The sequence below is a fragment of the Acidimicrobiales bacterium genome (genome assembly GCA_036399815.1).
Taxonomy (GTDB): Bacteria; Actinomycetota; Acidimicrobiia; order Acidimicrobiales; family DASWMK01; genus DASWMK01.
Genome location: DASWMK010000287.1, coordinates 1 through 25,149, shown reverse-complemented (window position 1 = coordinate 25,149; position 25,149 = coordinate 1). Strand labels below are relative to the sequence as shown.

Sequence of the window (25,149 nt, the reverse complement as noted above, 5' to 3'; positions counted from 1 at the left end):
GGCGGCGTCGGGCGGGATGTGGCTGACGGGCTGGCCGGACGGCGCGCCCCGCCCCGGCGGCGCGGGCGCGCTCGTCGCCGCCGAGCGGTGGGCGGCCGCCTTCCGCGACCTCGCCGCCCGGCTCGGGAGGCCGGTCGAGGTCGACGCCGCGGTCGCGCTGTTCGGCCGGGCCGCGCTGGCCGGCTACGGGCGGCGGGGCCGGACCTCGGCCGGGGGGCGGTGCCGGCTGCTGCCGGCCGCCGACGGCTGGGTGGCCGTCCACCTGGCCAGGCCGGAGGACGAGGAGGCGGTCCCGGCCGTCGTCGGCGGGGACGAGACGGCGCCGCCGTGGGACGCGCTGGCCCGCTTCGCGGCCGCCACGCCGGCCGAGGAGGTGGCGGCCAGGGCCCAGCTGCTCGGCGTGCCGGCCGCCGCGCTCGGGACGGCACCGGCCCGGCCGCTGCCCCCGGTCGGGGTGCCGCCGGGCCGGCCGCCGCCCGCCCGGCCGCCGATCGTCGTCGACCTGTCGGCCATGTGGGCCGGGCCGCTGTGCGCCCACCTGCTCGGCCGGGCCGGCGCCAGGGTCGTCAAGGTGGAGAGCCGGCACCGCCCCGACGGGGCCCGGGCCGGCGACCCCGCCTTCTTCGGCTGGCTCCACGCCGGCCACGAGCAGGTCACCCTCGACCTCCGCACCCAGGGCGGCCGGGACGACCTGCGCCGGTTGCTCGACGGCGCCGACGTCGTCCTCGAGTCGTCCCGCCCCCGCGCCCTGCGCCAGCTCGGGATCGACGCCGGCGAGGTGGTGGCCGGGACCGGGTGCACCTGGGTGTCGATCACCGGCCACGGGCGGGAGGGGCCGGCCGGCGACCTGGTGGCCTTCGGCGACGACGCCGCCGTTGCCGGCGGCCTGGTGGCGGCGGACGAGGGCGGCGGCCCGGTGTTCTGCGCCGACGCCGTGGCCGACCCGCTCACCGGCCTCCTCGCCGCCGCCGCGGCGGCGACGGCCGTGCTCGACGGCGGCGCCCGCCTCCTCGACGTCGCCATGCGCGACGTGGCCGCGGCCGCGGCGGGCGAGGACGTCGGCGGCGACGACGCCGAGGTGGTGGCGACGGCCGCCGGGCGGTGGGCGGTGCGGGTGGCGGGCGAGGCCCACGAGGTCCGGCCGCCGCGGCCGCCCCGGCCGCCCCGGCCGCCGTCGTGAGCCTGCTCGTCGTCGGCGGGGAGGTGGGCGGCCGGGCCGGCGTCGACGTCCGGGTCGAGGGCGGCGTGGTCACCGAGGTGGGCGCCGGGCTCCGCCCGGGGCGCGGCGACGACGTCGTCGAGGCCGGCGGCGGCGCCGTGCTGCCGGGCCTGCACGACCACCACGTCCACCTCCGGGCCCTCGCCGCGGCCCGGGCGTCGGTGGCCGTCGGCCCGCCCGGGGTGCGGGACCGGGCCGCGTTCGCCGACCGACTCCGCCGGGCCGTCGCCGCCGCCCCGCCCGGCGGCTGGGTGCGGGCCACCGGCTACCACGAGTCGGTGGCCGGGCCCCTCGACCGCCACGCCCTCGACGCCGTCGTCGGCGACGCCCCCGTGCGGGTCCAGCACCGCACCGGGACGCTGTGGGTGCTGAGCTCGGCCGCCGTCCGCCTCGCCGGGGTGGACGCCTGCCCGCTCCCCGGCGTGGAGCGGGACGGGGCCGGCCGGCCGACGGGACGCCTGTGGCGCATGGACGGCTGGCTGCGCGCCGCCGTCCCCGCGGTGCCGGCCGACCTGGCCGCCGTCGGCCGCGAGGCGGCGGCCAGGGGCGTCACCGGGCTGACCGACGCCGACCCCGAGCGGGCGCCCGGCGCGGTCGAGGCGCTGGCCGCCCTCCCCCAGCGGGTCCACGTGATGGGACCGCTCGGCCTCGCCGTCCCCGACGGCACCCGCCTCACCGTCGGCCCGGTGAAGGTGATCCTCCACGACGAGGAGCTGCCGGCCCCGGCCGACCTCGCCGCCACCGTGGCCGCCGCCCACGCCGAGGGCCGGCCGATCGCCGTCCACTGCGTCACCCGCGTCCAGCTGGTCGTCGCCGCCCTGGCCCTCGACGAGGCCGGCGCCCGGCCGGGCGACCGGATCGAGCACGCGTCGGTCGCCCCCGACGACCTGCTCCCCCACCTCCGCCGCCTCGGCGTCACGGTCGTGACCCAGCCCAACCTCGTGGCCGAGCGGGGCGACGAGTACCGGCGCGAGGTCGACCCCGACGACGTGCCCCACCTCTACCGCTGCCGGTCTCTCGTCATGGCCGGCATCCCGACGGCCGGCAGCACCGACGCGCCGTTCGGCGGCGCCGACCCGTGGGCGGCCGTGGCCGCCGCCGTCGACCGGCGCACGGCGTCGGGCGCCGTCCTCGGCGAGGCCGAGCGCCTCGACCCGGCCGCGGCGCTGGCCCTGTTCCTCGGCCCGGCGGAGGCGCCGGCCGAGCCCCGGCGGGTCGAGCCCGGGGCGCCGGGCGACCTCTGCGTGCTGGCCGCGCCCCTCGCCGAGGTGCTGGCCGACCCGGCGGCGGCCCGGGTCGCGGCCACCGCCGTGGCCGGCGAGGTGGTCCACCGCCGGGACCGGTGAGCCCCGGGCGCACGGTCCCCCTTGTGCGCGGCCTCAGTTAATCCTTATAATGATGTGACTCTACTCCGCTGCTCCCTCGAGGAAGGCACGCCCGATGGCGCTCGACGACGGCCGCCCCACCACGGACGGCTCCCGGTCGCGGTCCCCCCTGGGGGGCGGCGTGATGGTCGCCCCCGCACCCCCGGCGGGCGACGGCCGGCGCAAGCTCAAGACCTCCGAGCGGGTCGCCGTGGAGCTCGTCCGCGACATCGCGGCCAGGGGGCTGAGCAGCGGCGACCGCCTCCCGCTGGAGGCGGCCATGCTCGAGGAGTACGGCGTCAGCCGGGCCTCGCTCCGGGAGGCGCTGCGGCTCCTCGAGGTGCAGGGGCTGATCGTGATCCGGCCCGGCCCGCGCGGCGGCCCGGTGGTCGGCACCGTCGACCCGGCCCACCTCGCCCACACGGCCACGCTCTACTTCCACCTGGGCGCCTACACCTACCGCGAGCTGTTCGAGGCCCAGGTGCGCCTCGAGCCGGTGTGCGCCGAGCTGGCCGCCCGCCACGACGACCGCCTGCTCGTGCGCAGGACCATGGAGCCGTTCCTCGCCCGCAACGGCGTGCAGGGCCCCCGCGCCTACCGCGACGCCTACGTCCGCTTCCACCAGGGCATCTACGTGCTGGCCGGCAACGGCGTGCTCACCCTGCTGGCCAGGGCGGTCACCCACGTCGTCACGAACCACGTGGTGGCGACGATGGAGCCGGTCGAGCTGCGGCCGGCCATCGTCGACGAGCACCGGGCGCTGGCCGAGGCGGTCATCGCCGGCCGGGCGGCGCTCGCCTACCGGTTGATGGAGCACCACTTCGCCCAGCAGCTCGACTTCTACAAGCGGCGCTGGCCGTCGCGCTTCGACGAGGTCATCGAGTGGCGCTGAGGGTTGTGCCTCGCTGCGATGCGCACTATAGTGCGCAGTACCAATAGCGCAGTGCGAAAGGAACCCCCGCCATGGCCACCACCCCGACCATCGCCGACGCCGCCGGCACCGTCATCGACCTCGTCACCTCCGTCCAGGAGCGCATCCTCGACGCCAACCGCGAGCTGGCCGGCCGGGCCGCCGACGTCGTCCCGTCGGTGCCGTGGCCGGTCGACGCCGCCGCCCCCACCCAGGTCGCCGAGCAGGCCTTCGACCTCCAGGCCAAGCTCCTCGAGGCCAACAAGCGCTTCGCCATGGAGCTGCTCGGGGCGTGGGCCCCGGTCGCCGGCGAGAAGGCCGACGCGGACGGGCGGTAGCGTCACCCGCCCATGGATGCGGCCGAGGCGCTGTGGAAGGACCACCTGCGGCGCCTCGGCGAGCACATCAGGGCCCAGCGCCAGCTGCACCGGCTGTCCCAGCGCGAGCTGGCCCGGCTGGCCGACCTGTCCGACACGTACATGAGCCAGCTGGAGCGGGGCCTCCACGAGCCGTCGATCCGGGTCCTGCGCCAGCTGGCGGAGAGCCTCGGCCTCCGCCCCGCCCAGCTGATCATGGACGCGGCCGGCATCCCCCTCGGCGACGAGGCGGTGTCGACCGAGGACGCCATCCGGCGCGACGAGCGGCTCACCGACGCGCAGAAGGAGGCGCTCCTCGCCGTCCTCCGCAGCTACCTGGACGCCAACCGGTAGTGACCGGCGCCGCTAGCTGATCGAGGCGCCGTAGACGGTCGAGAGCTCGGCCTTCAGGATCCGGCGCAGGAGCTTGCCGGTCTCGTTGTAGGGCAGGGCGTCGCGGATCTCGACGTGCGACGGCGTCTTCGAGGAGCGCAGCTCCTTCCTGACCCACTCCCTGAGCTCGTCCTCGGTGGCCGACCGCCCCTCGGCGAGGACGACGGCGGCCACGACCTTCTCGCCCCACTCCGTGTCGGCCACGCCGACCACGCCGGCGTCGGCCACCGCCGGGTGGGCCATGAGCACGTCCTCGATCTCGCCCGGCGACATGTTCTCGCCGCCCCGGACGATGACGTCGTCGAGGCGCCCCGACAGGTACAGGTAGCCGTCGTGGTCGAGGATCCCGCCGTCCCTCGTCGGGAACCAGCCGTCCTCCATCACGTCCTCTCGCCCGAGGTACTCGCCGGCCACCTGCTCGCCCCGCACCCAGATCTCGCCGGGCACGCCGGGGTCCGTGCGGTTGCCGCGGGCGTCGCGGATCTCGACCTCGAGCGTGGGCAGGGGCCGCCCCACCGAGCCCAGCCGGCGGCGGACCAGCGGGTCCGTGCTGCCGATGGCGTCCCGGTGGTCCTCGGGGGTGAGCACGGCGATCGTCGAGCTCGTCTCGGTCAGCCCGTAGGCGTTGACGAAGTCGACGTGGGGCAGCCACCCGAGCGCCCGCTCGATGACCGGCACCGGCATCTTCCCGCCCCCGTAGGACAGGTGGCGCAGCCTCGGGAGGTGCTCGTCCTCCCGCTCGAGCACGTCGAGGAGCCGGGCCAGCATCGTCGGCACGACCATCGCCTGGGTCACCGCCTCGTCGCGCGCCGCCGCCACCCAGTCCTCGGCGGTGAAGGCGGACAGGTAGTACGTCCTCCGCCCGCTGAACACGCCGGTGAGCACGGCCGACGTGCCGGCCACGTGGTACGGCGGCACGCTGACGAGCGCGGCCTCCTCCTCGTCGGCGCCCATGAACTCCACGGTGCCGATCACGTAGGACGTCAGGTGGCGGTGGCGGAGGACGGCCGCCTTCGGGTCGCCGGTGGTGCCGCTCGTGAACAGCAGGATGGCCACGTCGTCGGGGTCGCCGGGCGTGGTGACGTCCGCAGCGGCCTCGTCGTCGACCTCCTTCAGCTGGGCGAGGAAGTCGGCCCTCGTGACGAGCTCGACCCCTTCGACCTCGCCGACCCGGCCGGGCACGGGGTCCTCGACGACGGCGACGGCCGGGGCGATGCGGGCGAGGATGGCCCGCAGCTGGTCGTCGGCCAGCCGGTAGTTCAGGGGGACGTACGGCAGGCCGGCGAGCCCGCTGCCGAACAGGAGCATGGGGACGGCCTCGGAGTTCACGTCGACGAGGCCGACCCGCTCGACGCCCTTGTCGGCGGCCCAGACGGCCGTGCGGCGGGCCTGGTCCAGCAGCTCGCCGTAGGTGAGGCCGCCGTGGCGGGAGCCGAAGCCGACTCGCTCGCCGAAGCCCTCGGCCGCCATCTCGGGGAGGGTCGACAGATGCACGGTGGCCCCCGATCAGTCCGAGGACGGCAGGGGCTTGGCGTCCTTCAGCAGCAACGGCTCGTCGCCGAGGGCCAGCGAGGCCTCGCCGCCCTTGGTGCAGAGGACCTCGATGCCGACCGACTCGTCGGCGTAGCGCTTGCCGATCTTCGTGCCCGCGCTGTGGGCGGCGTCGACCGTGGCGTCGCCGGGCGCGTCGCCCCCGGCCACCATCGGGTGGCCGCCGCACCGCAGGTCGACGTCGTCCTTCGGCGCCTTGACGACGACCACCTCGGTGGTGTCGACCGCGCTCTTCAACTTGGTGCCTGGCCGGAGCTGCATCCGGTCCTCCTTGGTGTCCTGGTGCTCAGCCGCCGAGCACCGCGCTGTTGCCGTCCGTCCACACGACGTCCAGCCGGCGGTGGACGATCCGCCAGCCGTCGCCGTCGCGGGCCAGGCGGTCGGTGTAGGTGCCGGCGACGATGTAGTTGGCGCCGCCCTCGGTCCCCGGCCGGACGTGTTGGGCCTGGAAGTAGGTGGAGGCGTGGGCGACGTCGCCGTCGACGCGCACCTCGTGGTTGCCGAGCAGGTGCTGGCTGGCCGACAGCGGCTCGAGGGCGCCGCGGCACGCCGCCTCCACCGCCTCGTAGCCGTCGAGGGTGCCCATCCCCTCGAACTCGGCGACGACGTCCGGCGCGAAGCACTGCCGCAGCAGGTCCCAGTCGCGCCGGTCGAGGGCCGCGGCGTAGCGGACGCACACGTCCACGACCGCCTGCCGGTCGACGAGCGCGGCGATGGCGTCGCCCACCGCGCGCCTAGGCCCCGTCGACGATCGTGATGGCGCCCTCCGGGCAGGTGTCGGCGCCCAGCCTGGCCTGCTCCTCGAGGCCGGGCGGCACGTCGAACTGGGTGCCGGACTGCGCGCAGAACCCCTCGTCGTCGGCCTGGTACACCTCCCCGGCGACCGCGTAGCAGCGGCCCTGGCCGCTGCACAGCTCCTGGCTCACGGCGATGCGCACGGCGTGCTCCTCTCGTCAGACCGACCACGAGAGCGGCAGCAGGTCCAGCCCGCACTGCCACCCGTGCTCGGTCAGCGGCTCGTCGGTGACGATCTCGTAGTCCGGGATCAGCCGGTGCCACTCCTCCATGGCGATCAGGAGCTCGCGGCGGGCCAGGTGGGCCCCGGCGCAGCGGTGGGGCCCGGCGCCGAACGCGATGTGGCGGTTCGGGTTGCGGTCGATCACGACCTTGTCCGCGTCCTCGAACGCGCCCGTGTCCCGGCACCCGGACCACAGCGGCATGAGGACCATCTGCCCCTTCTTCATGGGGCAGCCCTCGTACTCGATGTCGGACTGGAGCTTGCGGGCCGGCGGCACGAACGCGTTGAACCGCAGCAGCTCCTCGATGGCCGAGGGGATCAGGCCGGGGTCCTCGACCAGCCGGCGCCGGTCCTCCGGGTGGGTGGCGAGGTAGTGGAAGTTGTAACCGAGCTGGCTCTTCGTGGTGTCGAGGCCGGCGAGCACGAGGGTCATCAGCATCGAGAGCAGGTACTCGCGGCTGATCGGCTCCCCGTCGATCTTCGCCTGGACGAGGTAGGTGACCATGTCCGTGTCCGGGTCGCGGGGGTTGGCCATGCGGTCGTCGACGAGGCGCTCCATGTACTGCATGACCTCGCCCTGCGCGGCCGCGCCGCCCTCCTGGTCGACCCCGGCCAGGCCCTTGAAGATGGCCCGGACCCACGTGACGAACTGGTCGGTGTCCTCGAGCGGGAGGTTCAGGGCGATGAGGAACACCTGCGTCGGGTAGACGTCGGCGAACTCCTCCATGAACTCGCAGTGCCCGCGGTCCCTGAATCGCTCGATGGTCTCGAGGCACGCCTGGCGGGCGATCGGGCTGAGGCGGTTCACCGCGCCGGGCGAGAAGCGGGCGTTGTAGAGCTGGCGGTACTTGGTGTGGAGGTCCGGCGGGAGGAACAGCGGGAGCAGCAGGTAGTCGGGGTTCGGGTCGGAGACGATCGTCGACTCGGTCGAGAACACCTCGACGTGCTGGAGGGCTCGGCGCATCGACTCGAAGCGGGTGAGCACCCAGTGGCCGTCGCCGACCTCGTTCCAGAAGGCCGGGTACCGGTCCCGCAGCCGGTCCCACTCCTCGAAGTGGGAGAGGACGGGGCCGGGCTGGCCGATGTCGACCGACAGGGCGGGCACCCCGCCAGGGCCGGTGGCGTGCTCCTGCTCCATCACCATGACGCGGTACCCCCGTCGACGTTGATCATCGCTCCCGTGATCCCGCCGCCCTCGTCGCTCGCCAGGAGGACCGCCACGGCGGCGACCTCCTCCACCGTGTTGAGCCGCTTGATCATCGACTCCTGCGCGTAGTTCTCGAGGAACTGCTCGTAGCTGATGCCCATGGCCTCGGCGGCGTCGGGCCCGACCGTCCTCGTGAGGTCGGTCTCCACCGAGCCGGGGCAGATGGCGTTGCTGGTGATGCCCCGCGGCCCGTACTCGAAGGCGACGGCCTTGGTCAGCCCGTGGATGGCGTGCTTGTTGGTGATGTAGTGGCTCACCATCGCCTTGGAGGCCTGCTTGCCCTCCGTGGAGGAGATGAAGATCACCCGGCCCCAGCCGCGGTCGAGCATGTGGGGCAGGGCCCGCCTCGTGCCCCAGAACGAGGCGTTGAGGTTGAAGTCGAGGGCGAACTGCCAGGCCTCGTCGGACAGCTCGTGGACGAGCGCGAAGCGGTCCGATCCGCCGGCGTTGTTGACGAGGATGTCGACCGACCCGTAGCGCGCCGCGGCCTCGTCGATCAGCGCCTCGACGTCGGCCTGGGACGTGACGTCGCCGGCGACGAAGTGGGCCCGGTCGCCGGCCTTCATCTCCTCGAGGGCCTGGCGGCCCTTCTCCGGCGAGCGGCCGTTCACGACGACCTTGGCGCCCTCGTCGAGGTAGGCCTCGGCGATCCCCCGGCCGATGCCGCGCGTGCCGCCGGTGATGACGGCGACACGGTCCTGCAGCTTCCCCATGTCGATCCCCCTGGATGGACGGTCGTGGTCAGGCCGAGCCGACGGCGCTCAGCTCGTCGTCGAACTTCGCCTGCGCGTGGGCGCGGAGCTTCGGGAGGTGCTGGGTCGGGAAGAGGTCGTCGCTCGGCCGGTGGTCCTTCAGCAGGACCTTCGCGAGGGTGACCTTGTGGACCTCGGTGGCCCCGTCGGCGAGGCCCATGTGGAACGACTCGAGCACCATCGAGCCGAACGGCATCTCGTCGGACACCCCGAGCGAGCCGTGGATCTGCAGCGCGCGGGAGGCGACGTCGTGGAGCACGGCCGGCATGGCCGCCTTCACGGCCGAGATGTCGGCGCGGACCTTCTGGTAGTCCTTGTAGCGGTCGATCCTCCACGCGGTCTGCAGCACGAGCAGCCGGAACTGCTCGATCTGGATCCAGGAGTCGGCGATCATCTCCTGCACCAGCTGCTTGCGGGCCAGCACCTCGCCCTTGGTGACCCGGGAGAGGGCCCGCTCGCACATCATGTCGAACGCCTTGCGGACGAGGCCGACGGTGCGCATGGCGTGGTGGATGCGCCCGCCGCCGAGGCGGGTCTGGGCCACGACGAAGCCGGCACCCCGCTCGCCGAGGAGGTTCTCCCTCGGGACCCGCACGTCGCGGTAGCGGATGTAGGAGTGGGTGCCGAGGTCGCCGTGCCCGTACACGGGCACGTTGCGGACGATCTCGATCCCCGGCGTGTCCGACGGGACCACGAACATCGACATGCGGCGGTACGGGTCGGCGTCGGGGTCGGTCACGGCCACCACGACGAGGAACGAGGCGAAGTTGCCGTGCGACGTGAACCACTTCTCGCCGTTGATGACCCACTCGTCGCCGTCGAGCTCGGCCCTCGTGACGAACTGGGTCGGGTCGGAGCCGCCCTGGGGCTCGGTCATCGAGAACGCGGAGACGATCTCGTTGGCCAGCAGCGGCTCGAGGTACTCCTTCTTCAGGCGCTCGCTGCCGTAGGTGGCGAGGATCTCCGCGTTGCCGGAGTCCGGCGCGTGGCAGCCGAACACGATCGGGCCGCTGTGGGTGCGGCCCAGGATCTCGTTGAGCAGCGCCAGCTTCAACTGGCCGTACCCCTGGCCGCCCAGGTGGGGGCCGAGGTGGGCGCCCCACAGGCTCCGCTCCCTGACCTGCTCCTGGAGCGGCGGGATCAGCCGCATGCGCACGGGGTCGCCCATGTCCCAGGCGTGGCGGATCACCTGGTCGACGGGCTCGACCTCCTCGCGCACGAACTCGTCGACCCAGTCGAGCTCCCGCTGGAACTCGGGGTCGGTCTCGAAGTCCCAGCTCACATGGACCTCCGTCCCGTGCGATCGAACGGTTCGCCCTCAGACCCCACCGAACACCTCCGCGTCGTGCTCGCCGAGCTTCGGCGCCCGCCGCATCGGCGCCGAGCCGTACGCCGAGAACCGGAACGGCACCCCCGGGTACCGGGCCGGCGGCACGTCGTCGTGCTCGACCTCGACGAAGAACCCCCGCGCCTCGAGGTGCTCGTCGGAGAGCACGTCGTCGGGCGAGTTCACGGGGCCGATGGGCAGGCCCCTGGCCTGGCCGTCGTGGTAGGCCTCGTCGGCCGTCTGGAGCAGGAAGAACACCTCGACCAGCTCCTGGATGTGGCCGAAGTTGGCCTGGCGGTACATCGGGTCGGCGTACTCGGGCTCGTGCAGGTCGACGGCCACGTCCTTGGTGTCCATCCACTCGAGCAGGGCGTGCCACGCCTTCTGGTCGACGACGAAGAGCACGAAGTAGACGTAGCGACCGTCGCCGCACTGGAACAGCGCCGGCGCGGTCGGCGTCGGCTGCGCGTGCCGGCACGTCTGCCGGTGGACGACGACGCGGGGATAGAACCAGTACGGGTTGGCCAGCTCGGCGCTGACGGCGAGCACGTCGTGCATGCCGACGTCGACGACCTGCCCCTGGCCGGTGCGCTGGCGCTCGAGCAGGGCGAGCAGCACGCCGATGAGCCCGAAGCTGGCGGCCGACTGGTAGCCCTGGTCGCCGCCCGGCCGGATCGGCGGGATCGAGTGGTCGTCGTAGCCGCAGCTGTTGAGCGGGGTGCCGAGGGCGAGGCCGACGAGGTCCGAGCTCAGCCGGTCGCGCCACGGTCCGTCGAGCCCGAACGGGGTGACCGAGAGGACGACGAGCCCCTCGCCCGCCTCCCTCAGGCGCTCGGCGGTCAGCCCGGCGGCCTCGGCCTCGGGCGGGCGCATCGTCGTGATGCACACGTCCGCGCCGGCGAGGAGGGCGAACAGCCGGGCCCGGCCGTCCTCGGTGGCCGTGTCGAGCACGACGCTGCGCTTGTCGACGTTGTAGTACCAGAAGCTGAGCGAGTGGTCGGGGCCGTCGCGGCCGTCCACGAACGGGCCGACCGCCCTCGTCGGCGACCCCCCGGGCGGCTCGACCTTCACGACGTCGGCGCCCATCTCGGCGAGCAGCTTCCCGACCATCTCGCCGCCCGGGTCGCCGGCCAGCTCGACGACCTTCAGGCCGTCGAACAGCACCTCGTCGGGCATCAGATGACGCCCCCGGCCGTGAGCTTGTCGAACTCGTCGTCGTCCAGCCCCACGATGCGCTTGAACACGTGCTCGTTGTCCTCGCCGAGGCGGGGAGCCGAGCGCCAGTTGTCCTGGGCGATCGACGAGAACCGGATGGGCGTGCCCTCGAAGCGGGCCGGGCCGATCACCGGGTGGTCCATCTCGAAGAACACGCCCCGCGCCGCGACCTGGGGGTCGCGCTCGTTCAGGTCCTCGGCGTCCTGCACGGCGCCGGCCGGCACGCCGTGGGCCTGGAGCAGCTCCATCACCTCGAAGCGGTCCCTCGTCCTCGTCCACGCCGCGAGGTGCTCGTCGAGGGCGTCCTGCGCGGCGAAGCGCGCCTCCTGGGTGGCGAAGCGCTCGTCGGCGGTCCACTCCGGGCGGCCGAGGGCGTCGACCAGCCCGGCCCACTGCCCGTCGTCGAACACGGCGACGGCCACCCACCGGTCCTCGCCGGCGGCCGGGTACACGCCGTGGGGCGCGGCCTCGGGCCACTCCAGCCGGTTGCCGGTCGGGTAGTCGTCGCGGCGGGTGGTGCGGCCGTTGACGGTGACGTCGAGCAGGATCGGGCCGACGAGGTTGATGCCGGCCTCGATGGCCGAGACGTCGATCTCGGTGCCCTTCCCGGTCGTGTTGCGCCGGTAGATGGCCATGAGCAGGGCGGCCGAGTTGTAGTAGGCGGCCTGGTTGTCCATGTAGGACAGGCCCCAGCCCGACGGCTCCCGCCCCGGCAGCCCGCTGATGTAGGAGAGCCCGCTCACGGCCTGCACGACCGGGCCGTAGCTGCGGTAGCCGGCGTGCGGGCCGGAGTGGCCGTAGCCGCTCATGCGGGCGTAGATCACGCCCGGCGACAGCTCCTGGAGGCGCTCGTAGGTCAGGCCCCACCGCTCCATCACGCCGGGGGCGAAGTTCTCCGAGACCACGCTGCTCGTGGCGATGAGCCGCTCGGCCAGCGCCCGGCCCTCGTCGGTCCGCATGTTGATGGTGACGCCGAGCTTGTTGCGGGAGTAGTTGTTGAACAGGCCGCCCTTGTCCGGGTCGGCGTCGATCCGCTCCTCGCCGAAGTTCCTGGCCGGCTCGTCCTTGTAGATCGGGAGCCGCCGGGGCGTGTCGATGCGGATGCGGTCCTCGATCTTGATGACCTCGGCGCCGAAGTCGGCGAGGAGGCGGGTGGCGACGGACCCGACGCCCATCCAGCAGAAGTCCGCGACCCGCACCCCGGCCAGCGGCCCTTTCCGGGGCAGCACCGGGCGGGGCGGCTCGCCGGCGGGCATGGCGGCCATGCAAACACTGCGGGAAGGGCGTGTCAAGGAATCCTGATGATGATTCTGGTGAAGTTCGGCCGCCCGGGGTTATGCTCCCGCGGTGGCCCCCGGGTTCGACGGGCCGGTGCTCTCCGGGAAGGTGGCGCTCGTCACCGGCGGCAGCCGAGGGCTCGGCCGAGAGATGGTCCTGGCGTTCGCGCACGCCGGTGCCGACGTGGTGATCTCCAGCCGGAAGCAGCCCAACTGCCAGCAGCTCGCCACGGAGGTGGAGCAGACGACCGGGCGGCGGGCGCTCGCCCACTGCTGCCACGTCGGCCACTGGGACGAGCTGGACGCGCTGGTCGACGCCGCGTACGAGGAGTTCGGCCGGGTCGACGTGCTGGTCAACAACGCCGGCGTCGCCCCCCTCTACCCGAGCCTGGCCGACGTGTCCGAGGAGCTGTTCGACAAGGTCGTCGCCGTGAACCTCAAGGGCCCGTTCCGGCTGTGCGCGCTCGTCGGCGCCCGCATGGTCGAGGGCGACGGCGGCTCGATCATCAACGTCAGCAGCGTGGCCGCCATCAAGCCGACCCCCGACGACCTGCCCTACGCCGCCGCCAAGGCCGGGCTCGACGCGGTGACCGCCGGCTTCGCGCAGGCGCTCGGCCCCAAGGTCCGGGTCAACTCGATCATGGCCGGGCCGTTCCTGACCGACATCTCGAAGGCCTGGGACCTCGACGCCTTCGAGAAGGTGGTCGCCGCCTACCCGCTCGGGCGGGGCGGCCGGCCGTCCGAGATCGTCGGCACCGCCCTGTACCTCGCGAGCGACGCCTCCAGCTTCACCACCGGCTCCGTGCTGCGGGTCGACGGCGGCATGGCCGTCGCCAACCCGTGACGGACCTCGCCACCTGGCGGGCCGAGGCCAGGGCGTGGCTGGCCGAGCGCCGGCCCCGCCGGTCGGGCACCGGCGAGTGGGGGGTCGGGTCCGACGACGTGTCGGTGTTCCACGACCTGACCTTCGAGGAGGAGGGCGACCTGCTGCGCCGGGCGATGGCCTGGCAGCAGGAGAAGTGGGACGCGGGCTACGGCGCCATCGGCCTGCCGGCCGACCTCGGCGGCGCCGGGCTGCCGGCGACCTACGAGACGGCCTTCGTCGAGGAGGAGGCGGCCTTCGAGGTGCCGCCCCACCACGAGACCCTCGCCGTCACCGTCCACCTCGTCGCCCCGACCATCGCCCTGTTCGGCACCGGCGGGCAGCGGGAGCGGTTCGTGCGCCGGTTCGCCCGGGCCGACGAGCTGTGCTGCCAGCTGTTCTCCGAGCCGAACGCCGGGTCCGACCTCGCCTCGCTCGGCACGAGGGCCGAACGCGACGGCGACGAGTGGGTGGTCAACGGGTCCAAGGTGTGGAGCTCGGGCGCCCGCTTCTCGACCTGGGGCGAGCTGATCGCGAGGACCGACCCCGACGTGCCGAAGCACGCCGGCATGACGGCGTTCCTGCTCGACATGGCGGCGCCGGGAGTGGAGGTGCGGCCGATCCGCCAGATGTCGGGCGGGTCGTCGTTCAACGAGGTCTTCCTCCACGACGTCCGCGTCCCCGACGACCTGCGCCTCGGCGACGTCGGCCAGGGGTGGAAGGTGGCGCTGACCACGCTCGGGTTCGAGCGGGCGGCCACCTCGGTCGGCGTCGGCGGCGGCTGGTCCCGCGTGCTCGGCCTGGCCAGGTGGCTCGGCGCGACCGGCGACCCCGTCGTCCGCCAGCGGCTGGCCGGGCTGTACGCGAACCACGTCGTCACCGACCTGCTCCGCCGGCGCCGGGCGGCCGGCGACGGCGCGCCCGGTCCCGAGGGGTCGATCGAGAAGCTGCGGTGGTCCCAGGACCTGGTCCGCACGTCGGAGGTCGTGTCCCACCTGCTCGGGCCCCGCCTCGTCGCCGACACCGGCGAGTGGGGCACCTACGCCTGGGCGTCCCACGTGCTCGGCGCGCCGGGCTACCGGATCGCCGGCGGGTCCGACGAGATCCAGCGCAACGTGATCGGCGAGCGGGTGCTCGGGCTGCCGCCCGAGCCCCGCGCCGACCGCGACCGTCCGTGGCGGGAGGTGCCCCGCTAGGACGGGTCAGTCCAGGTGGTAGATCCTCGCCGCGTTGTCGTGGAGGATCTTGCGGACGGTGTCGTCCGGCAGGTGGCCGAACGTGTCCCTGATGTACTCCTGCGGGTGCATGGCCGCGCTGGCCGGCCCCGGCGACATGCTCGTCGGGTGCGGGAAGTCCGTCTCGTAGAGGACGCTGTCCGCGCCGAGCTGGTCGATGGCCGACATGGCGGTGTCCGTCTCGAACCAGAAGCAGCCGTAGATCTGGCGCCGGAAGTACTCGCTCGGCAGCAGGTCGTACTCCGGGTGCTCCCTCGGGACGCCGCAGTTCAGCCACTGCCAGTCGAGCGACGCGAGCGCGAAGGGGATCCAGCCGATACCGCTCTCGACCGAGACGAAGTTCAGCTCGGGGAAGCGGTGGCAGATCCCGCCGCAGATCAGCTGGGCGACGGTCCTCGCGTTGCCCATGAAGAACTGGACGCCCATCGACGCGTAGTTCGCGTGCTCGCCGTTGTCCGGGTGCCCGGCGTTGTGCATGATGCCCATGTCGCCTGACGCGATGTGGAAGTTGACCGGCAGGCCCTTCTCCTCGGCCGACCGCCACATCGGGTCCCAGAAGCGGTCGGTCAGCTCGGGCAGGCCGAACGCGCTCGGCGCCTGGCTGAAGACGATCCCCCGGTGGCCCATCGCCGCGCACCGCTCGATCTCGTCGAGGGTGGCCTGGAGGTCCCAGAACGGCAGCGACGTCACCGGGACGAACCGGCCCGGCGCGGTGGCCGAGAACTCGGTCTGGTAGTCGTTGTAGGCCTGGATCATGCACAGCTGGAAGCCGGCGTCGCGCACCGCGCCCTGCACGGTGTCGGAGTTGAACATGGCGACGTTCGGATAGAGCACCTGGGCGTGGATGCCGTACTCGTCCATGCGGGCGAGGCGCGCCTTGGGCTCCCAGGTCGCCGGGTCGGCGTCCTCCCAGCGGGGCGGGTGGTCGGGCGGGAACTCGCGCCACCCGGCCTGGGCGGCGCCGGCGACCGACGTGACCCGCTCGGCGCCGATGAACCACGCCTCCTCCTGGTTCTCCTCGTCCCACCGGACGTGGGGCACCATGTCCTGCCACTTGGACGGCATGCGGGTCGTCCAGAGGTCGGGCGGCTCGACCAGGTGGGTGTCGGTGTCGATGACGCGGATGTCGTCCAAGAGGCTCATGCGTCCCACTCCAGGGGTAGGGAGAACAGGGTCAGCATCCCGCCCCGCTCCTGCACCGGACCGCCCGTGGCCACCCGGTAGTGCGGGATGCGCTGGTGCCACTCCTCCATGGCGATCACCATCTCCTGGCGGGCGAGGTGCGCCCCCAGGCAGCGGTGCGGACCGCCGGCGAAGCCGAGGTGCTTGTTGCCGCGCCGGTCGACGCGGAACGAGGTCGGGTCCTCGAAGGCGCGGGGGTCGCGGTTGGCGCCCGACACCGAGAGCCAGGCCATGTCGCCGGCCCGCATCGGCACGCCGTGGAAGTCCACGTCCGTCGTCACCTTGCGGCCGTCGCCGATGATGATCGTGTACATCCGCAGGGTCTCCTCGATGGCGCTGGCGGCGAGCGAGGGGTCCGCGAGGATGCGGCGGCGGTCGTCGTCGTGGGTGGCGAGGTGGTGCCACAGGTACCCGGACTGGCCCCTCGTGGTGTCGAGGCCGGCGAGCACGAGGACGAAGCAGATGTCGAGCAGCTCCTGCTCGCTCAGCGGCCGGTCGAAGACCGTCGCCTTCAGCAGGTAGCTGATGAAGTCGACCGACGGGTCGCGGGGGTGCTTCCTCCGGTCGGCCAGCTGCTCGGTGAAGTAGCCCTGGATGGCGCCGGCGATGTCGGCGATCGGGGCCTTGTCCTCGCCGTAGAAGTGGACGAAGAACCGGTCGACGAGGGGCACGAACAGCTTGGCGTCCTCGGCCGGGAGCCCGAGGATCGTGAGGAAGACCTCCGTCGGGTACAGCAGCGCGAAGTCGGCGATGAAGTCGCAGGACCCCTTGCCGGCGATGGCCTCGACGTCGTCGGCGCAGATCTTCCGCGCCGTGGGCGAGATGCGGGCGACGGCCGCCGGCGAGAACCAGGAGTTGAGCACCTGGCGGTACTTCACGTGGTCGGGCGGGTTCACCAGGGTCGGGATGAACCGGTAGGCGGGGTCGGGGTCGAGCGGGTCGATCGAGTCGCTCGAGAAGATCTCGGGGTGCTGGTAGGCCTCCCGGACGTGCTCGTAGCGCATGATCATCCAGAAGCCGACCGGGCCGTAGGTGCTCCAGTAGAACGGGCTCGCCTCCCTCAGCTCGTCGAGCTCGGAGTGGAAGCCGTGGAGCGGCCGGGTCGCCCCGAAGTCGTAGTGGACGACGGGCCAACCGCCCGTGTCGCGCCCGGTGGACGGGGCGGTGGTGAGGCTCATGCCGCTCCTCTTGCTCAGAAGACGGGTGGGACGACGGGGTCCTCGCCCTTCGCCATCCCCTCCGCCCTGGCGACGACGAGGTCGAAGGACCCCTCGTGGGTGACGATCCAGAACTGCTCGCCGCGGATGGCGTCGACCACCCGGCCGGCCACCTCGGCCGGCGTCATGGCCGTGGGCGGCAGGTCCGCCTGGGTGGGGATGTCGAGGGGCGCCTCGGGCTCGCCCGGGCGGTTGCGGCCGCTCTCCGCGATCCGGGTCGGCACGACGCCGGGGCAGAGGACCGAGACGCCGATCGGCGAGCCGGCCGCCCGCAGGTCGTGCAGCAGGGTCTCGGACAGCGCGACGACGCCGAACTTGGCGACGTTGTAGGGGCCGATGCCGGGCGACGGGAGCAGGCCGGCGATCGACGACGTGTTGACGACGTGGCCGGGCCCGCCCTGCTCGAGGAGGATGGGCACGAACGTCCGCACGCCGTGGATCACGCCCCACAGGTCGACCCCGAGCACCCACCGCCAGTCCTCGAGGGTCTGCTCCCAGACCGGCTTCATCGTGACGACGCCGGCGTTGTTGCAGACGACGTGGACGGCGCCGAACCGGTCGAGGGCCAGCGCGGCCAGCGCCTCGACCTGGCCGGCGTCGGTCACGTCGGTGCGGAGGCCCTCCACCTCCGCACCGGCGGACCGCAGCGCGTCGACGGCGGCGTCGAGCGCCACCGCCTCCACGTCGGCCATCACGACGCGCATCCCCTCCGCGGCGAACCGCTCGGCCATGGCCCGGCCGATGCCGCTCGCCGCCCCCGTCACGACGGCGACGTGGCCGCGCAGGTCGTCCACTACCGGGCGACCTTCATCCAGACGCTCTTGGTCTGGGTCAGCTCCCGGATGGACTCCTCGCCGAGGCTCCTGCCGTGGCCGGACTGCTTCACCCCGCCGTACGGCACCGACATGTGGACCTCCTGGTACGTGTTGACCCAGACCGTCCCGGCCCGCAGCGTGCGGGCGGCGCGGTGAGCCCTCGCCAGGTGGTTCGTCCACACGCCGGCGGCCAGCCCGTACTCGGTGTCGTTGGCGATCCGGTACGCCTCCTCCTCGGTCTCGAAGGGGATGGCGCACATGACCGGGCCGAAGATCTCCTCCTGGGCGATGCGCATGGTGTTCTGCACGCCGGTGAAGATCGTCGGCTCGAAGAAGTAGCCCTTGTCGCCGTGGCGCTTGCCGCCGAGGGCGAGGGTGGCCCCCTCCTCGGCGCCGATGGCGACGTAGCCGGCGATGCGCTCGAGCTGCACGTCGGACACGACGGGCCCGACGTTGGTGTCGGGGTCGAACGGCGAGCCGATGCGGAGGTCCCGCGACAGCCCGGCCATCCGGTCGACGAAGTCGTCGTAGATCCCCTTCTGCACGAGCACGCGCGTCCCGGCCGTGCACACCTGGCCCGAGGCGCCCCACACGGCCATCGTGCAGGCCATCGCCGCGGGGTCGAGGTCGGCGTCGTCGAACACGATGTGGGCGCTCTTGCCGCCGAGCTCGAGGGCGACCGACTTCACCCGCTTGGCCGCCGCCGCCTGGATGCGCTTCCCGGTCTCGACCGAGCCGGTGAAGCCGATGGCGTCGACGCCGGGGTGCTCGACGAGCGGGCCGCCCACGTTCTGGCCGGTGCCGTGCAGGACGTTCACCACGCCGGCGGGGATGCCGGCCTCGGCGCACAGCTGGCCGATCAGGGTGGCCGACATCGGCGTCTGCTCGGCCGGCTTCAGGATCACCGAGTTGCCGCAGGCCAGGGCGGCGGCCACGAAGTTCACGACGAAGGCCGGCCCGTTCCACGGGACGATGATCCCGACCACGCCGACCGGCTCGCGGACGACGTACACGGCGACGTCGTCGGGGACGGCCGGGATGGTGCCGGCGATCTTCGTCGGCCAGCCGGCGTAGTAGTCGAGCCCGTCGAGGGCGGCCTGGACGATGAAGCCCGTGTAGGGCTTCAGCAGGCCGGCGTCGAGCACGTCGAGGTCGCTGAAGACCGGGCCCCACTCGGCGAAGAGCTGGGACAGGCGGCGGAGGCGGCGCTCCTTCTCGAGCGGCGCGAGGAACCGCCAGCGGCCGTCGTCGAACGCGGCGCGGGCGCTGGCGACGGCCCGCTCGACGTCCTCGGGCCCGCCGCTCGCCGCCCGGCCGATCTCCTCGCCGCTCGACGGCTCGACGATCGGGAACGTCTCCCCGGACGCCGACGGCACGACCTCGCCGTCGATCACGTGCCCGAAGGTGACGGACTCCAGGTACTTCTGCGTCTCGGCGGCGAGGGGGTAGCGGGTCAGGTCGGCGGTGATGGTCATCCGACGTCCTCCCCGGCCCTGGCCTGCGCAGCCAGGTTCTCCTCGGCCTCCCTCGCCGCCATGTCGGCCTGGGAGACCCGGCGGTCCTCCATCCAGCCGACCTCCATGCGCTTGTCGGCGATCAGCCACCGCCCGTCGACGCGCCGGAGCACGTCGCGGTAGCGGCCGACGATGACGTACACCGTGTCGGGGTCGGCGGCGTTGGTCTGGTGCGACGTGTGGTACACGAGCGCCCTCGCCTCGTCGCCGTCGATCTTCACCTCGTAGACGTTGATCAGGTGGTGCTGGAACGCCCGCTCCACGCCCATCTCGTCGATCCAGGAGGTGAGCTTGTCGGCCCCGTGGATCTCCGGGGCGCCGGCGTACTGGGCCACCACGTCGTCGGTGAAGACCGAGCGGAGGGTGGCGTAGTCCTTCTGGTCGATCGAGGAGGCGTACCGGTAGATCGTCTCCACGATCTCGTTGCGGTCGATCAGCTCCTGTAGCTTGCGCTCGTCGACGGTCACGAGGACGACACCCCCCACAGCTCGGTGAACTGCTGCTGGTAGTTCTCCGGCCCCTCGTACTCCGAGGCCGGGCTCGGCACGTTCTCCTGGGTCCACAGCTCGATCGGGAGGATCTCGTGGGACTCGGGGTCGATGTCCATGCCGACGGCGTGGCGCACCATGGCGTCGACCGCGGTCCACGCCGCGGCGGCCCTCGGCAGCGGGATCCAGGCGTCGGACGTGCCGTCGATGAGCGACTGGATCTGCTCGGGGTTGGGCACGCCGCCGACGATCTTCACCTGCTCGGCCACGCCGGCCCCGGCGAGGGTGTCGGGCAGGCCGGTGGCGAGGTCGCCGATGGCGAGGAACACGTAGTCGATGTCGGGGTTCGACTGGAGGGCCGAAACGACCTGGGAGGCGACGGCGCCGCTCGTCAGGTCGTTGATGGTGACGTCGAGCGGGGTCACCTCGCACTCCGGGCAGGCGTCCTCGAACTGGCCGTTGGTGGCGTCGGCGACGGTCTGGAGGATGGCGAAGTCCGGGATGTTGACGAACAGCACGTTGGCGTCGCCGCCGGAGTCGGCGATCACCCAGTCGGCCACGACCGGGAACGACGCCTCGCTGGAGCCGGGCCCGAGGACGTTGGCGTAGATGCCGTTCTCCTCGCCGGTCACCTCGTCGGTGCTCGAGATCTCGACGACCGGGATGCCGGCGGACTTGGCGTCCTCCAGGGCGGTGCCGAGGATGTCGACGGTCTGGCCGGAGACGGCGATGTAGTCGGCGCCGGCCTCGATGGCCTGCTGCATGGCCGAGGTCGGGCCCTGCGGGTCGGCGGGGTCGTAGCTCACCGTGGTCAGGTCCCAGCCGAGGGCCGCCGTGGCGTCCTCGAAGCCCTGGGTGAGCGGGAAGATCGACTGGATGTTGCCCTCCAGCCAGTAGACGGAGATGCCGTCGGGCGGGGCCTCGGACACGGGCTCGTCGATCTGGATCTCGGTGGCCCGCTCGAGGAACGGCGCCAGCCGCTCCTCCGCCGCCGCGGCCGACTCCTCGGCGGAGCCGCCACCACCTTCCTCGCTGCTGCCGCCCTCGGCGCTCGTGCCGCCGTCGTCGTCGTCACCGCCGCAGGCGGCCAGGATCATCATCAGGGCGACGGCGATGGCCAGGATGGCCCGCCGCAGCGGTCGTCTCGTCATGTCGGGGGTGCTCCTCGTTCGGGGGTGTGGCGGGCGCGGGGGCCCTCTTGTCTCGGTCCGCCCTTGGTGGTGCGCGTCGCCGTCAGGTGCGGAGGACGGTCCCGGGCTCGTCCGCCCCCTGGGGCGACGTGCCGCGCGTGCGGCCGTCGTTGGGCGCGGCGTCCGACCCGGGTGCGGGAGGTGCGCCCTCCAGGGTCCGCCGCCGCCGCACCGCCGCCACCTGCCGGCTGGCCAGGGCCACCGCCACGACGAGGGCGATGCCGTTGAACAGCGGCGTGATCCAGTAGACGCCGCTGGTGAAGGCCAGCTGGAGGCCCTTGACCCCGAAGGCCAGGGTGTAGACGGCGAGGATCGTGCCCCACACGTTCGGGCGGGACTTGAACTGGGTGGCCCCGAAGAACACGGCGGCGAAGGCCGGGAACAGCAGCGGCGGGCCGAACGTGTTCGAGAAGGAGCCGATCTTGGCGCCGTAGACCACCCCGGCGACGCCGGCGACCATGGCCGAGGCGACGAGCGAGCCCCACACCATGCGGTCGGTGCGGACGCCGGACAGGCGGGCGGCCTCGGGGTTGGACCCCGTCGCGAACAGGTGCCGGCCGAGCGGCGTGCACTCGAGCACGTACCAGATGGCGAGGGCCAGGATCACGAGGTAGTAGACGACGATCGGCACGCCGAGCAGGTCCCGCCGGCCGAACTCGAGGAACCGGGGCGACAGCACGCCGACGATCTGCTTGTTCTCCGAGATGTACAGCGACGCCGCCGACAGGATCTGGCTCATGCCGAGGGTGGCGATGAACGAGTCCACCCGGAAGCGCACGACGACGAGCCCGGAGAGGAACCCGACGGCACCGCAGGCGAGGATGGCGACCACGCACGAGAGCACGCCGTTCAGCCCGGTGTTGGCCTCGAGCCAGCTGACGACGACGAGCGAGAACGCCAGCATGGCGCCGACCGACAGGTCGAAGACGCCGGCCGTGAGCGGGATCAGCAGGGCGAGGCCGAGGATGCCGATCACCACCTGGTCGGCGGCGACGACCTTGAACGTGGTGTCGGTGAGGAACGTGTCCGGGATCCAGATGCCGAACAGGACGATGATCAGCGCGAGCAGGTAGGCGGCGCTGGCCTTCTGGAGGCCGGGGATCCGCAGCGACGGCACGGACCGGCGCCGCTGGACGGGGAGGGTTGCCTGGGCCATCGACAGCCTTTCGGGGGTCAGTGCGGCGCGGCGCCGGCGGGCGCCACCTCGGGGAGGAGCTGCTCCTGCTCGATGTGCTCGGTGGTGATCTCCGAGCCGGCCAGCCGGACGGCGACCCGGCCCCGCCGCAGCACGACCACCTCGGTGGCCAGCCGGGCGAGCTCGTCGGCGTCGGTCGAGCAGACGACGACGGCCGCGCCGGCCGCGGCGGCCTCCTCGACCAGGCGGTGGATGTCGGCCTTGGACCCGACGTCGACGCCCTGGGTCGGCTCGTCGAGGACCAGCACGGCCGGCTGCATCCGCAGCCAGCGGGCCATGACGACCTTCTGCTGGTTGCCGCCGGACAGCTCGGTGACGATCTTCTCGGTCTGGGCCGGGCGGACGTCGAGCTTGGACACCCACGTCGCCGCGTCCCTGCGCTCGGCCCGGCGGTGCAGCACGCCCGTCGACCAGAACGGCGTGAGGTCGACGAGGGTGAGGTTCTCGCGGACGACGGCCTTGGGCAGCAGGGCCTGCGCGGCCCGGTCGGCCGGGACGTAGCAGATCCCGCACTCGATGGCCGCCTTCGGGTCGCCGGGGGGCACCCGCTTGCCGTCGAGCAGGACCTCGCCGCCCCGGGGCAGGCGGCCGGTGAGCAGGCCGGCCAGCTCCTCCCGGCCCGACCCGGTGAGGCCGGCCACCCCGAGCACCTCGCCCGGGCGCACCTCGAGGTCGACGCCGGCGAGCGAGCAGCCGAACAGGCCGCGCATGACGAGCCGCGGCGACTGGTGGTCCTCCTTCTCCAGCCGCTCGTGCAGCGCGGTCGTCGACATCAGCTGGCGGCCGAGCATGAGCTCGACGAGCGAGTCGTGGGACATCTCGCCGGACCGGACGGTCGCCACCCGCCTGCCGTCCCGGAGGACGGTCACCCGCTCGGCCAGGCCCAGCACCTCGTCGAGGTGGTGGGAGATGAACAGGATGCTCGTGCCCTGCGCGGCCAGGCGGCGGAGGGCGGCGAAGAGCCGGTCGACCTCGGGGCCGGGCAGGGAGGCCGTCGGCTCGTCGAGGACGAGCAGGGGGACGGCGTCGCTGTGGTCGAGGGCCCTGGCGACGGCGACGGCGGTGCGCTCGGACTCGGCCAGGGTGCTGACCATGGCCGTCGGCGAGATGTCGTAGCCGAGGGCCTGCAGCGCCCGCTCGGCGTGGCCCCGCTCCCCGCGCCGGTTGAGGGGGAGGAGCCGGCGGCCGCCGCCGCCCTCCAGCCGGAAGTTGTCCGAGACGGTCATGCCCTCGACGAGGCCGAGGTTCTGGTGCACGAAGCGGAGGCCGGCGGCCCGGGCGGCGGGCGCCGACCCGAGCTTGAACGGCTTCCCGGCGATCTCCGCCTCGGCGCCGGCGTCGGGGTCGTGGTAGCCGGCGAGGATCTTGACGAACGTCGACTTGCCCGACCCGTTCGGCCCGACGAGGGCGTGGATCTCGCCGGCGGCGATCTCCATGTCGACGTCGGTCAGCGCCCGGAACGCGCCGAACGTCTTGGACACGTTCGACACCTTCAGCGCGGGAGGGCGACCACCGTCGTTCGGGACCGATCGGTCGATGGGCGTGGCTTCGAGCACAGGACCCCCTGCTCGGCTCGGACCTTCGGCTAGCTGATCGCAGCTCGCCAGACGCTGTCAACAATTCCTTACGATGATCGTCACGTCAAGCGCTGGGCGACGGCGCGCCGGCCGGTCACGAGCCGGTCGGGCCCTCCGACGGGGTCCGCGACGTCGCCCGCAGCAGCTCGTGGGTGAACTCGCGCTGGGCCTTCAGGAGCTCGCTGGCGAAGTCGTAGGCGCGATCGACCAGTTCAGAGGGGTCGGGCAGGGCGTCGGTCACCGGGTTGGCGGGCATCTCGGGGATGAGCCGCTGCACCGAGTCGGCCCAGCTGCGCACGGCGTCGAGGACCGCCGACTGGTTGGCCCGCACGGCGTCGACGACCTGCTGCTCGACCCGGTCGCTGCTGGCGTCTGTCATGAGCACACCTCCTGACGATCGTGATGATCTGACGGGTTTCCCTGCGGACGCCCGCCTCATGCCTCCTTGGCGGCGGCGAGGAGCTCGTCCATCGAGTCGGCGATGTGGTCGGCCAGGTCCCACACGTCGGGCATCAGCTCGCGGCAGGCCAGGAAGCCGAAGTCGAGGTTCCCGAGGTAGCTCTGGACGGTCATGTTCAGGCCCTGGCCCTCGACGATGGTCGACACCGGGTAGAAGTGCCGCATCTCGGCGCCCGACAGGTACAGGGGCCGGCGGGGGCCGGGGACGTTCGAGATGGTGAGGTTGACCGGCGGGTTCATGCGGTCGGCGATGCGGGTCGACGACACCAGCCGGGCCGCCTGCGCGGCGAGGGCCGGCGGCAGGATGTGGGCGGCGTCGCTCAGGATCGTGGCCGGCACGGCCTGCTGGAGCTCCTTGGCCGCCGCCATCGACTCGTGGATCCGGCGGAGGCGGTCGACGGGGTCGGCCCGGTCGGTGTGCAGCGAGCACACGACGCCGGTGACCCGGTTCGTGTACTCGGTGTCGCCCGCCTCCCGCACCGACACCGGCACCATGGCGATCAGCGGGTCGGCCGGCAGCGCGTCGTGGTCGACGAGGTAGCGCCGGAGGGCGCCGGCGCACAGCGCCATCACCACGTCGTTGACCGTGACCCCGAACGCCGACTTGATCGTGCGGGCGTCCTCGAAGGACAGCGACCGGAAGGCGAAGCGGCGGTGGGGCGAGATGGACCGGTTGAACGGCGTCCGGGGCGCCGGCCGGCTCGGGAGGGCGGGCTGGGGCGGCCGGCTGCTCGGCGGCAGGAGCCGGAGGCGGCGGAGGCCGGGGACGATCGCCCTGGCCGTCTGGCGGGCCGCCGGGTTCCCCGACAGCTCGGCCAGGGTGCGC

Annotated in this window: 26 protein-coding genes; 7 read left to right on the top strand and 19 right to left on the bottom strand. The window is 73.0% G+C overall.

The features are described 5' to 3' along the window. From VGB14_21440 to VGB14_21420, 5 genes are all read left to right on the top strand, one after another. Positions 1-1,180 (top strand): CoA transferase (locus VGB14_21440; GenBank protein HEX9995496.1); only part of this gene is annotated, 1,180 nt, incomplete at its 5' end. After that, on the top strand, positions 1,177-2,565 hold the full coding sequence (locus VGB14_21435; GenBank protein HEX9995495.1) for an amidohydrolase family protein: 1,389 nt from the start codon (positions 1,177-1,179) through the stop codon (positions 2,563-2,565). The genes VGB14_21440 and VGB14_21435, both read left to right, overlap by 4 nt. 94 nt (positions 2,566-2,659) lie before the next feature. After that, positions 2,660-3,475, top strand: coding sequence for an FCD domain-containing protein (locus tag VGB14_21430; GenBank protein ID HEX9995494.1), 816 nt, complete (start codon positions 2,660-2,662; stop codon positions 3,473-3,475). A 71-nt stretch (positions 3,476-3,546) separates the two neighbouring features. Beyond that, a complete protein-coding gene (locus tag VGB14_21425) occupies positions 3,547-3,831 on the top strand; it encodes a hypothetical protein (GenBank protein ID HEX9995493.1) in 285 nt (94 codons plus the stop codon). A gap of 12 nt (positions 3,832-3,843) precedes the next feature. Continuing rightward, positions 3,844-4,203 (top strand): helix-turn-helix transcriptional regulator, encoded by a 360-nt coding sequence (locus tag VGB14_21420; GenBank protein ID HEX9995492.1) that lies wholly within the window; start codon positions 3,844-3,846, stop codon positions 4,201-4,203. Positions 4,204-4,215: 12 nt separating this feature from the next. Here VGB14_21420 and VGB14_21415 read toward each other — a convergent pair whose 3' ends face one another. Genes VGB14_21415 through VGB14_21375 form a run of 9 tightly spaced genes read right to left on the bottom strand, consistent with a single transcriptional unit; the run spans position 4,216 to position 12,568 of the window. Next, on the bottom strand, positions 4,216-5,736 hold the full coding sequence (locus VGB14_21415) for a class I adenylate-forming enzyme family protein (GenBank protein HEX9995491.1): 1,521 nt from the start codon (positions 5,734-5,736) through the stop codon (positions 4,216-4,218). Between the two features lie 12 nt (positions 5,737-5,748). Continuing rightward, a complete protein-coding gene (locus tag VGB14_21410; protein HEX9995490.1) occupies positions 5,749-6,054 on the bottom strand; it encodes a hypothetical protein in 306 nt (101 codons plus the stop codon). 25 nt (positions 6,055-6,079) lie between these two features. Beyond that, the gene (locus VGB14_21405) at positions 6,080-6,520 is read right to left on the bottom strand and encodes a nuclear transport factor 2 family protein (GenBank protein HEX9995489.1); all 441 of its coding nucleotides are present in this window, start codon (positions 6,518-6,520) and stop codon (positions 6,080-6,082) included. A gap of 7 nt (positions 6,521-6,527) precedes the next feature. After that, entirely contained in the window at positions 6,528-6,731 is a 204-nt protein-coding gene (locus tag VGB14_21400) for a ferredoxin (GenBank protein HEX9995488.1), read from the bottom strand. 15 nt (positions 6,732-6,746) lie between these two features. After that, entirely contained in the window at positions 6,747-7,949 is a 1,203-nt protein-coding gene (locus VGB14_21395) for a cytochrome P450 (GenBank protein HEX9995487.1), read from the bottom strand. Further along, positions 7,949-8,731, bottom strand: coding sequence for an SDR family NAD(P)-dependent oxidoreductase (locus tag VGB14_21390; protein HEX9995486.1), 783 nt, complete (start codon positions 8,729-8,731; stop codon positions 7,949-7,951). Before VGB14_21390 ends, VGB14_21395 begins: the two co-directional genes overlap by 1 nt. A gap of 28 nt (positions 8,732-8,759) precedes the next feature. After that, complete coding sequence (locus VGB14_21385) at positions 8,760-10,052, bottom strand: acyl-CoA dehydrogenase family protein (protein HEX9995485.1); 1,293 nt, start codon at positions 10,050-10,052, stop codon at positions 8,760-8,762. 36 nt (positions 10,053-10,088) lie between these two features. Next, positions 10,089-11,273, bottom strand: coding sequence for a CoA transferase (locus VGB14_21380; GenBank protein ID HEX9995484.1), 1,185 nt, complete (start codon positions 11,271-11,273; stop codon positions 10,089-10,091). Beyond that, positions 11,273-12,568 (bottom strand): CoA transferase, encoded by a 1,296-nt coding sequence (locus VGB14_21375; GenBank protein HEX9995483.1) that lies wholly within the window; start codon positions 12,566-12,568, stop codon positions 11,273-11,275. Before VGB14_21375 ends, VGB14_21380 begins: the two co-directional genes overlap by 1 nt. Positions 12,569-12,659: 91 nt before the next feature. Between VGB14_21375 and VGB14_21370 the strand changes: the two genes are divergently transcribed. Continuing rightward, positions 12,660-13,433: an SDR family oxidoreductase gene (locus VGB14_21370; protein ID HEX9995482.1), complete on the top strand. Its 774-nt coding sequence runs from the start codon at positions 12,660-12,662 to the stop codon at positions 13,431-13,433. Next, the gene (locus tag VGB14_21365; GenBank protein ID HEX9995481.1) at positions 13,430-14,647 is read left to right on the top strand and encodes an acyl-CoA dehydrogenase family protein; all 1,218 of its coding nucleotides are present in this window, start codon (positions 13,430-13,432) and stop codon (positions 14,645-14,647) included. Before VGB14_21370 ends, VGB14_21365 begins: the two co-directional genes overlap by 4 nt. 6 nt (positions 14,648-14,653) lie before the next feature. On the opposite strand, the gene VGB14_21360 is transcribed toward VGB14_21365, so the two are convergent. From VGB14_21360 to VGB14_21315, 10 genes are all read right to left on the bottom strand, one after another. Continuing rightward, entirely contained in the window at positions 14,654-15,829 is a 1,176-nt protein-coding gene (locus tag VGB14_21360) for an amidohydrolase family protein (GenBank protein HEX9995480.1), read from the bottom strand. Then, the gene (locus VGB14_21355) at positions 15,826-17,046 is read right to left on the bottom strand and encodes a cytochrome P450 (protein HEX9995479.1); all 1,221 of its coding nucleotides are present in this window, start codon (positions 17,044-17,046) and stop codon (positions 15,826-15,828) included. Before VGB14_21355 ends, VGB14_21360 begins: the two co-directional genes overlap by 4 nt. Before the next feature lie 14 nt (positions 17,047-17,060). Next, a complete protein-coding gene (locus VGB14_21350; protein HEX9995478.1) occupies positions 17,061-17,879 on the bottom strand; it encodes an SDR family NAD(P)-dependent oxidoreductase in 819 nt (272 codons plus the stop codon). Then, positions 17,879-19,375, bottom strand: a complete 1,497-nt coding sequence (locus VGB14_21345; GenBank protein HEX9995477.1) for an aldehyde dehydrogenase family protein — start codon at positions 19,373-19,375, stop codon at positions 17,879-17,881. The genes VGB14_21350 and VGB14_21345 overlap by 1 nt, the downstream gene beginning before the upstream one ends. Next, positions 19,372-19,881: a nuclear transport factor 2 family protein gene (locus VGB14_21340; protein HEX9995476.1), complete on the bottom strand. Its 510-nt coding sequence runs from the start codon at positions 19,879-19,881 to the stop codon at positions 19,372-19,374. Before VGB14_21340 ends, VGB14_21345 begins: the two co-directional genes overlap by 4 nt. Continuing rightward, entirely contained in the window at positions 19,878-21,053 is a 1,176-nt protein-coding gene (locus VGB14_21335) for a substrate-binding domain-containing protein (GenBank protein ID HEX9995475.1), read from the bottom strand. Before VGB14_21335 ends, VGB14_21340 begins: the two co-directional genes overlap by 4 nt. 82 nt (positions 21,054-21,135) lie before the next feature. Next, positions 21,136-22,248, bottom strand: a complete 1,113-nt coding sequence (locus VGB14_21330; GenBank protein ID HEX9995474.1) for an ABC transporter permease — start codon at positions 22,246-22,248, stop codon at positions 21,136-21,138. A gap of 17 nt (positions 22,249-22,265) precedes the next feature. Continuing rightward, a complete protein-coding gene (locus tag VGB14_21325; protein HEX9995473.1) occupies positions 22,266-23,768 on the bottom strand; it encodes a sugar ABC transporter ATP-binding protein in 1,503 nt (500 codons plus the stop codon). A 190-nt stretch (positions 23,769-23,958) separates the two neighbouring features. After that, on the bottom strand, positions 23,959-24,243 hold the full coding sequence (locus VGB14_21320) for a hypothetical protein (GenBank protein ID HEX9995472.1): 285 nt from the start codon (positions 24,241-24,243) through the stop codon (positions 23,959-23,961). A 56-nt stretch (positions 24,244-24,299) separates the two neighbouring features. Further along, a partial coding sequence (locus VGB14_21315; GenBank protein ID HEX9995471.1) for a WS/DGAT domain-containing protein occupies positions 24,300-25,149 on the bottom strand: 850 nt, incomplete at its 5' end.